Here is a 6,683-nt window from a genome sequence, read left to right as displayed (position 1 = left end):
CGCCGCTGGGCATGGTGATGGGCTCGTGCGTGTACCACATCGCGCACCAGCGGATGGGCGCCAAGATCGGCAACATCGGGCGCAACGTCGAGATCGAGCAGTTCACCCAGGCGCTGTACGACGCGCGTGAGCTGGCCATGTCCCGCATGCAGGCCGAAGCCGAGGCGCTGCACGCCGAGGGCATCGTCGGCGTCCAGCTGCGGCAGCACAGCCACACGTGGGGCTCGCACACAACAGAATTCTTCGCGATCGGCACGGCCGTCCGGCCGCTGCGCGACAACCACATCATCGAACGCCCGACGATGGTGCTCTCGCTCGACTCTTAACCTTCGTCGCCCCACTCCTCGCCTAGACGTTGGGGCCGCTCACCGTATCGAGTAGGCGGGCCAAGCGCTCGCGCAGGCTTTGCCTGCGCGTTGCGCCTGCCCCCGGGTCACGCTCTCCCGCGGCGGCAGAAACCAGGTGCTGCCCGGCATCGAACGACAACGACTCCGGAACCGCCAAGGCCTCGTGGGCCAGCGCGTCCAGCTCGGGGTCGCCTTCATCGAGCGCCAGAATGGTGGCGCCCACCCGCCTTGCGTCATTCACTCTCTCCAGCAGCGGCACCGGAGCGCTATCGTCCGCGACCACGAACAACGTCTCGCCGCGCTGCGCCGCCTCCAACCGGGCCAGCCCCACGGACAGGTGGGGCGGCGCCCCGGCGGGCGGCGCCCACCGCACCAGCGTAGGCGTCAACTCAGGGATCCCGGCCAGCCGCGCCTCATCGTCCAGATGCGCGGTGACATGCCACGGCTCATAGGTAGGCGTCCCCACCACGAGCAGCCCTCCCGCCGACCGAGGCGAGCGCCTAAGCGCCCGCCCGAACGCCCGCGCCTGCTCCAGCCACGGCGACTCGGCAAGCAACGCACGCAGCGTAGCCACCTGATCCGCATCCACGTACCAAGCATGCACGCCCGCGCCGTGATTCGCACGCCTCTGCCCTATGACTGGAGAAGCGGGGGGCGCTGGGGTGTAGCCGCGCGTGTTCGGCGCCCGCCCCGGGTGCCGACTCGCGCGCGGATACACCCCTCGACCCAGCGACCCCACGGAATGAGAGGATCGGAAACGACAGATCATCGAGGAGGCCGTACATGAAGTTCGCCTGGCTGTGCAGTCACGAGTCCTACCAGCCCGAAGACCTGGTGAAGCAGGCCGTGGCCGCCGAGCAGGCCGGCTTCGACGTGGTGCTGGGCAGCGACCACTTCCACCCCTGGGTGGACGACACGTCCGCGGCCGGGTTCGTCTGGTCCTGGCTCGGCGCGGTGGCGGCGCAGACGACGAACGTCCAGCTGGGCACCTCGGTTACCTGCCCGCTGTTCCACTACCATCCCGCGCTCGTCGCGCAGATGGCCGCGACGACCGACCGGCTGTCCGGCGGCCGGCTGCTGCTCGGCGTCGGCACCGGCGAGGCGCTGAACGAGCGGCCGCTGGGCTTCCCGTTCCCCGGGTACGCGGAGCGCCAGGCGCGCATGCAGGAAGCGCTGGAGATCATGCACCGGCTGCTCGCCGGCGAGAAGGTGACCTTCCACGGCGAGCACTACACGACCGAGACTGCGAAGCTCTACTCGCCGCCGGCCAGCGACGTCCCCATCCTGATGGCCGCGGGCGGCCCCAAGTCGGCGCAGTTCGCCGGCACCTACGCGGACGGCCTGATCACCAGCGTCAAGGACCCCGCGGACACGCTGGCCAAGGTCATCACGCCGTACCGGCGCGCCGCCAGCGAATCGGGCAGGCAGCACCAGGTGCTCGCCACCCACTGGACCGTCCTCGCGGACGGCCCGTCCGAGGCGTGGGAGGCGCTGTCGTCCATGCGCGGCCTGCGCGCCCCCGGCCGCCTCGAGGCGACCGACCCCGCCGAGCTGCGGATCAGGGCGGACGAGATGGACCCCGCCGAGGTGCTCGCCAGCTACGCCGTCGTCCCTGACGCGGCCGGTCTCATCGAGTCCTACCACCCCCTGGTCACGGAGGTCGGCGCGGACATCGTCTCCATCCAGGTGATGTCCCTCGACCCGATGGGCGCGATCGAGATGATCGGCAAGGAGGTCCTGCCGCAGCTGCGCGCGGCGGCGACTCGCTGACCGCCGGGGGCGCGCGCTAGCGGTAGGAGTACTCCTCCGTCGGGAAAGCGCCGGAGGCGACGTCGGCGGCGAACTCGCTCGCCGCGGTGCGCAGCACCGCGGCGATGTCCGCGTACCGCTTGGCGAACTTGGGGGAGCGCGGCGACAGCCCGGCCATGTCCTGCCAGACCAGGACCTGCGCGTCGCAGTCCGGGCCGGCGCCGATGCCGATCGTCGGGACGTGCAGCGCCTCGGTGATCCGCGCGCCGAGCGGTGACGGGATGCCCTCGAGCACCACGGCGAACGCGCCGGCCGCCTCCAGGGCCTTCGCGTCGTGCAGCAGCCGGTCGCCGGCCTCGCCGCGGCCCTGCACCCGGAACCCGCCGAACGCGTGCACGGACTGCGGGGTGAGCCCGAGGTGCCCCATCACAGGGATGCCGGCACCGACGAGCTCCTCCACGTGATGCGCGACCCGCATGCCGCCCTCCAGCTTCACGGCGTGCGCGCCCGCCTCCTTCATGAACCGGACGGAGGCCTGCAGCGCGGCGGCCGGTGACGCCTGGTAGGAGCCGAACGGCAGGTCCGCCACCACCATCGACCGCTTCGTCCCGCGCACCACGGCGGCGGTCAGCGGGATGAGATCGTCGATGGTGACCGGGATCGTTGTGTCGTAGCCGAACACCACGTTCCCGGCGGAATCCCCGACCAGGAGCACCGGGATTCCGGCCTCGTCGAAGATTCCCGCGGTCAGCGCGTCGTAGGCGGTGAGCATCGGCCATTTCTCGCCGCGCGTCTTGGCGGCGGCGATGTCCCTGACCGTGACCCGGCCCGGACGGCGGCCGCCGTACAGCGGCTCAGACTCTTGAGACGGCATGGTCGCATCCTCCACTGTCTCGAGTCGCCCCAGCGGCGTACCCGGACACGTCGATAATCGTACGTCAGAGGCGTGCGAGACTGAACGGGTGCGCAGTGACTTCGCCGCAGTCGATGCCATCGTCAGCCACTACTTTGACCGCGGCGCCCAGCCCGCGATCTCCTATGGCGTCGTCTCCGGCGGCGTCCTGGTGCACTCCGCCGGGTTCGGCGCGCGCGGCGACGGCAGGCCGGCGCCGGACGCGGACACGGTGTTCCGGATCGCGTCGATGTCGAAGAGCTTCACCGCGTCGGCCGTCCTGCTGCTGCGCGACGAGGGGCGGCTGGCGCTCGACGACCCGGCCGAGAAGTACGTGCCCGAGCTGGCCGGCTGGCCGTCGGTGACGCCGGACTCCGACCGGGTGACGATCAGGCACCTGCTGACGATGACCGCCGGGTTCCCGACCGACGACCCGTGGGGCGACCGGCAGCAGGGACTGCCGCTCGACGCGTTCGGCGCGCTGCTGGCCGGCGGGGTGCGGTTCAACTGGGCGCCCGGCACCCGGTTCGAGTACTCCAACCTGGGCTACGCGATCCTCGGCAGGATCGTCGCGGCGGCGGCGCAGGCGGAGTACGCCGGCTTCGTCGCGACCAGGCTGCTCGCGCCGCTCGGCATGGCCCGCACCGGATATGACGCGGCCGGCTTCGACCCCGGCGAGCTGGCGACCGGCTACCGGCGCGGCCCCGCGGGCTGGGCGGAGCTGCCGTTCGACCCGTACGGCGCGTTCGCGCCGATGGGCGGGGTGTTCTCCTCGGTCAGCGACCTGGCGCGGTGGGTGGCCGGCTTCGCGGCGGCGTTCCCGCCAGGCGGCGGCTCCGACGCCGACGGGACGCACCCGCTGCGCAGGGCGTCGCGGCGGGAGATGCAGCAGCCGCAGGCGGTAACCGGCTGGCGCTCGCCGGACCGGCTCCCTGGCGGACCGCCAGGGTCGCCGGCGTACTACGGGTTCGGGCTGTTCGTGGACGAGGATCCGGTGCTGGGCCGGGTGGTCAGCCACAGCGGCGGCTACCCGGGGTTCGGCAGCAACATGCGCTGGCATCCGGCCACCGGGCTCGGCGTGATCGCGCTGGGCAACGGCACGTACGCGCCGATGTCGGTGCTGGCCGGCCTGGTCCTCGAAGCCCTGCTGCCGCGGCCCGCCTCCTATCACGTGGCGCTGTCCCCCGCGGACCCCGACTCGCCGTCCGCGCCGTCCGCCACACCCGTGCCGCCGGCTGGGGCGCCCTGGCCGGAGACGCTGGCGGCCGCGAGCGAGGTCAGCCGGCTCCTGGCGAACTGGGACGACGCGGCCGCGGACGCGCTGTTCAGCGAGAACGTCGCGCTCGACGCCCCGTACCAGGAACGACGGCGCGCCCTTGAGCTGATCAGGCAGCGGATCGGTGACTTCCGCGCCGACGACACCAGGGCGCCGGAGTCGGACACCCCGGCGCACCGCCGGTGGTGGCTGACCGGGCCGCGGGGCACCGTGCAGGCGCAGATCCTGCTCAACCCGGAGCGGCCGCCGCGCGTCCAGTCGCTGGCCCTCGCCGTCCCGCCCGCCAGCGACTCGGTCCTCGCGACCGTCCTGACGGACGTCGTCACCTGGCTGAACACCGGCGCCGCGCAGTGGCCAGGCGGCATGAGGGTGGCGCCAGGCACGGATGAAGGGCTGCTGCGCCGCCGCCTGCTCATGGCCGCCGCCTGGGCGGGCACGTGCCGGACCGGCGCGTACCGGGCCGGTGACGGCGCCGCCTCGGTCAGTGTTGAGCTGGCCGGCGAGCACGCCACGGTCGTGCTGTCCCTGCTCGTCAACCCCGGCACCGGCGAAATTCGCCAGGCCGACGTGGCGTTGTAAAAGACCTGAAAGTCCCCCAAAGGATGTGGAATAGATTCCGATACGGACCTGTTCCGTATCGATAGCGCGGGCGCTCTGCCCGCCGCCAAGCTTTCCAATGTCCTTGAAGGGACCCATGGACGCATCGACGATTCAACGCAGGCGCTGGGTCATCCTCAGCGTGCTCGTGGTCGGACTGCTCGCGATCGTCATCGACAACACCGTGCTGAACGTGGCGCTGAAGACGATCGCGAACCCGGTCGGGGGCCTTGGCGCCAGCCAGAGCGAACTCGAATGGGCGATCAACTCCTACACCCTCGTGTTCGCCGGGCTGCTGTTCACGTTCGGCGTGCTCGGCGACCGGATCGGCCGTAAGCGCATGCTCATCGCGGGGCTCGTGCTGTTCGGCATCGGCTCGCTGCTCTCCGCCTACTCGCACTCACCAGATCAGCTCATCGCGGCCCGCGCGGCGATGGGTCTTGGCGGCGCCGCGGTCATGCCGCAGACCCTGTCCATCATCTCCAACGTCTTCGAGCCGCGGGAGCGGGCGCGTGCCATCGGCATCTGGGCCTCCGCGGTCGGCATCGGCGTGGCCATCGGCCCGGTGCTCGGCGGCCTGCTGCTCGCCCACTTCTGGTGGGGCTCGGTCTTCCTGATCAACGTCCCGGTGACCGTGCTCGGCGCGGCGGCCGTGTTCTTCCTCGTCCCCGAGTCGCGCAACCCCGCCCCCGGCAAGATCGACTTCGTCGGCGTGCTCGGCTCCATCGCGGGCCTGGTGCTGCTGGTGTACGGGATCGTGCAGGGCGGTGACGGCGCGTCCTGGACCAGCGCCGGCGTCCTCGGGCCGGCCCTCGGCGGCCTGCTCGTGCTCGGCCTGTTCGCCTGGTACGAGAGCCGCATCGACCACCCCTCGCTGGACGTCCGGCTGTTCCGCGACCGGCGGCTGTCGGCCTCCGTCGGGGTGATCTCGCTGCTGTTCTTCGGCTTCGGCGGCGTGTACTTCTTCACCAGCTTCTACCTGCAGAACGTCCGCGGTTACAGCCCGCTGGCCGCCGGCCTGCTGACCGTCCCGTTCGCGGTCGGCCAGTTCATCGCCGCGCCGCGCAGCGCCAGCCTGGTCACCAGGTACGGCGCGCGGGCCGTCGGCGTCGGCGGGATGGCGCTCACCGCGGTGGCGATCGCCGGCTACGCGACGCTTGGCACCGCCTCGCCGATCTGGATCCTCGCCGTGCTGTTCGGCATCCAGGGCGCGGGCGTCGGGCTGGCGGTGCCGGCCGCGACCGCCGCAGTCATGGACGTGCTGCCCAGGGAGCGGGCCGGCGCGGGGTCCGCGCTGACCAACACCGCGCGGCAGATCGCGGTGGCGCTCGGCGTCGCCGTGCTCGGCTCGATCCTCGCCCAGTCCTACCGCGGCACGTTGTCCCCGACGCTGGCCAAGCTGCCGGCGGGCGCGCGGGACACCGCCGGCCAGTCCATCACCGCCACCCAGGCGGTGGCCGGGCACCTCGGCCACGCGGGCCAGTTCCTGCTCGACCCGGCGAACGTCGCGTTCGTCGACGCGATGCGGATCACCACGCTGGTCGCGGCCGGCATCGCCGTGCTGGGCGGGCTCGTGGTGATGCGCTGGATGCCGGGCCGTCAGCGGCCTAACATCGAAGAACTGGTCGCCGCGGAAGTGGCGGCGGCCGAGCGGGAGCTCGCGTCCGAACGCGAGCTGTCCGAAAGGTAAAGAGGTAACAAGCGATGCGCACGCAAGCTGACCACGCCGACGTGGTGGCCAGTGCCGCAGAGATCAGTGCGACAGTGACCGCCCAGGATGCCGCGGCCGACGCCGGGACCAGCGCCGCGCGGCGCCCTGGGC

Annotated in this window: 6 protein-coding genes; 4 read left to right on the top strand and 2 right to left on the bottom strand. The window is 72.0% G+C overall.

From position 1 onward, the window contains the following. The coding region (locus WA805_RS06095; RefSeq protein ID WP_425241848.1) for a heavy metal-binding domain-containing protein at positions 1-326 on the top strand (326 nt) is incomplete at its 5' end. A gap of 22 nt (positions 327-348) precedes the next feature. Here WA805_RS06095 and WA805_RS06090 read toward each other — a convergent pair. Further along, on the bottom strand, positions 349-936 hold the full coding sequence (locus WA805_RS06090) for a hypothetical protein (RefSeq protein WP_422274685.1): 588 nt from the start codon (positions 934-936) through the stop codon (positions 349-351). Positions 937-1,130: 194 nt separating this feature from the next. Between WA805_RS06090 and WA805_RS06085 the strand changes: the two genes are divergently transcribed. After that, positions 1,131-2,117: a TIGR03557 family F420-dependent LLM class oxidoreductase gene (locus WA805_RS06085; RefSeq protein WP_425241847.1), complete on the top strand. Its 987-nt coding sequence runs from the start codon at positions 1,131-1,133 to the stop codon at positions 2,115-2,117. 16 nt (positions 2,118-2,133) lie between these two features. On the opposite strand, the gene panB is transcribed toward WA805_RS06085, so the two are convergent. Next, a complete protein-coding gene (panB, locus tag WA805_RS06080; RefSeq protein WP_422281904.1) occupies positions 2,134-2,970 on the bottom strand; it encodes a 3-methyl-2-oxobutanoate hydroxymethyltransferase in 837 nt (278 codons plus the stop codon). A gap of 88 nt (positions 2,971-3,058) precedes the next feature. Here panB and WA805_RS06075 point away from each other — a divergent pair, with 88 nt between their 5' ends. Next, the gene (locus tag WA805_RS06075; protein WP_424560493.1) at positions 3,059-4,843 is read left to right on the top strand and encodes a serine hydrolase domain-containing protein; all 1,785 of its coding nucleotides are present in this window, start codon (positions 3,059-3,061) and stop codon (positions 4,841-4,843) included. 115 nt (positions 4,844-4,958) lie between these two features. Beyond that, positions 4,959-6,551: an MFS transporter gene (locus tag WA805_RS06070; RefSeq protein WP_424564728.1), complete on the top strand. Its 1,593-nt coding sequence runs from the start codon at positions 4,959-4,961 to the stop codon at positions 6,549-6,551. The last annotated feature ends 132 nt before the right edge of the window (positions 6,552-6,683 follow it).

This window comes from Trebonia sp. (genome assembly GCF_049794275.1).
In the GTDB taxonomy this organism is placed as follows: Bacteria; Actinomycetota; Actinomycetes; order Streptosporangiales; family Streptosporangiaceae; genus Trebonia.
Note: the sequence above shows the minus strand (reverse complement) of the source record. Positions and strands in the feature narration are given on the sequence as shown.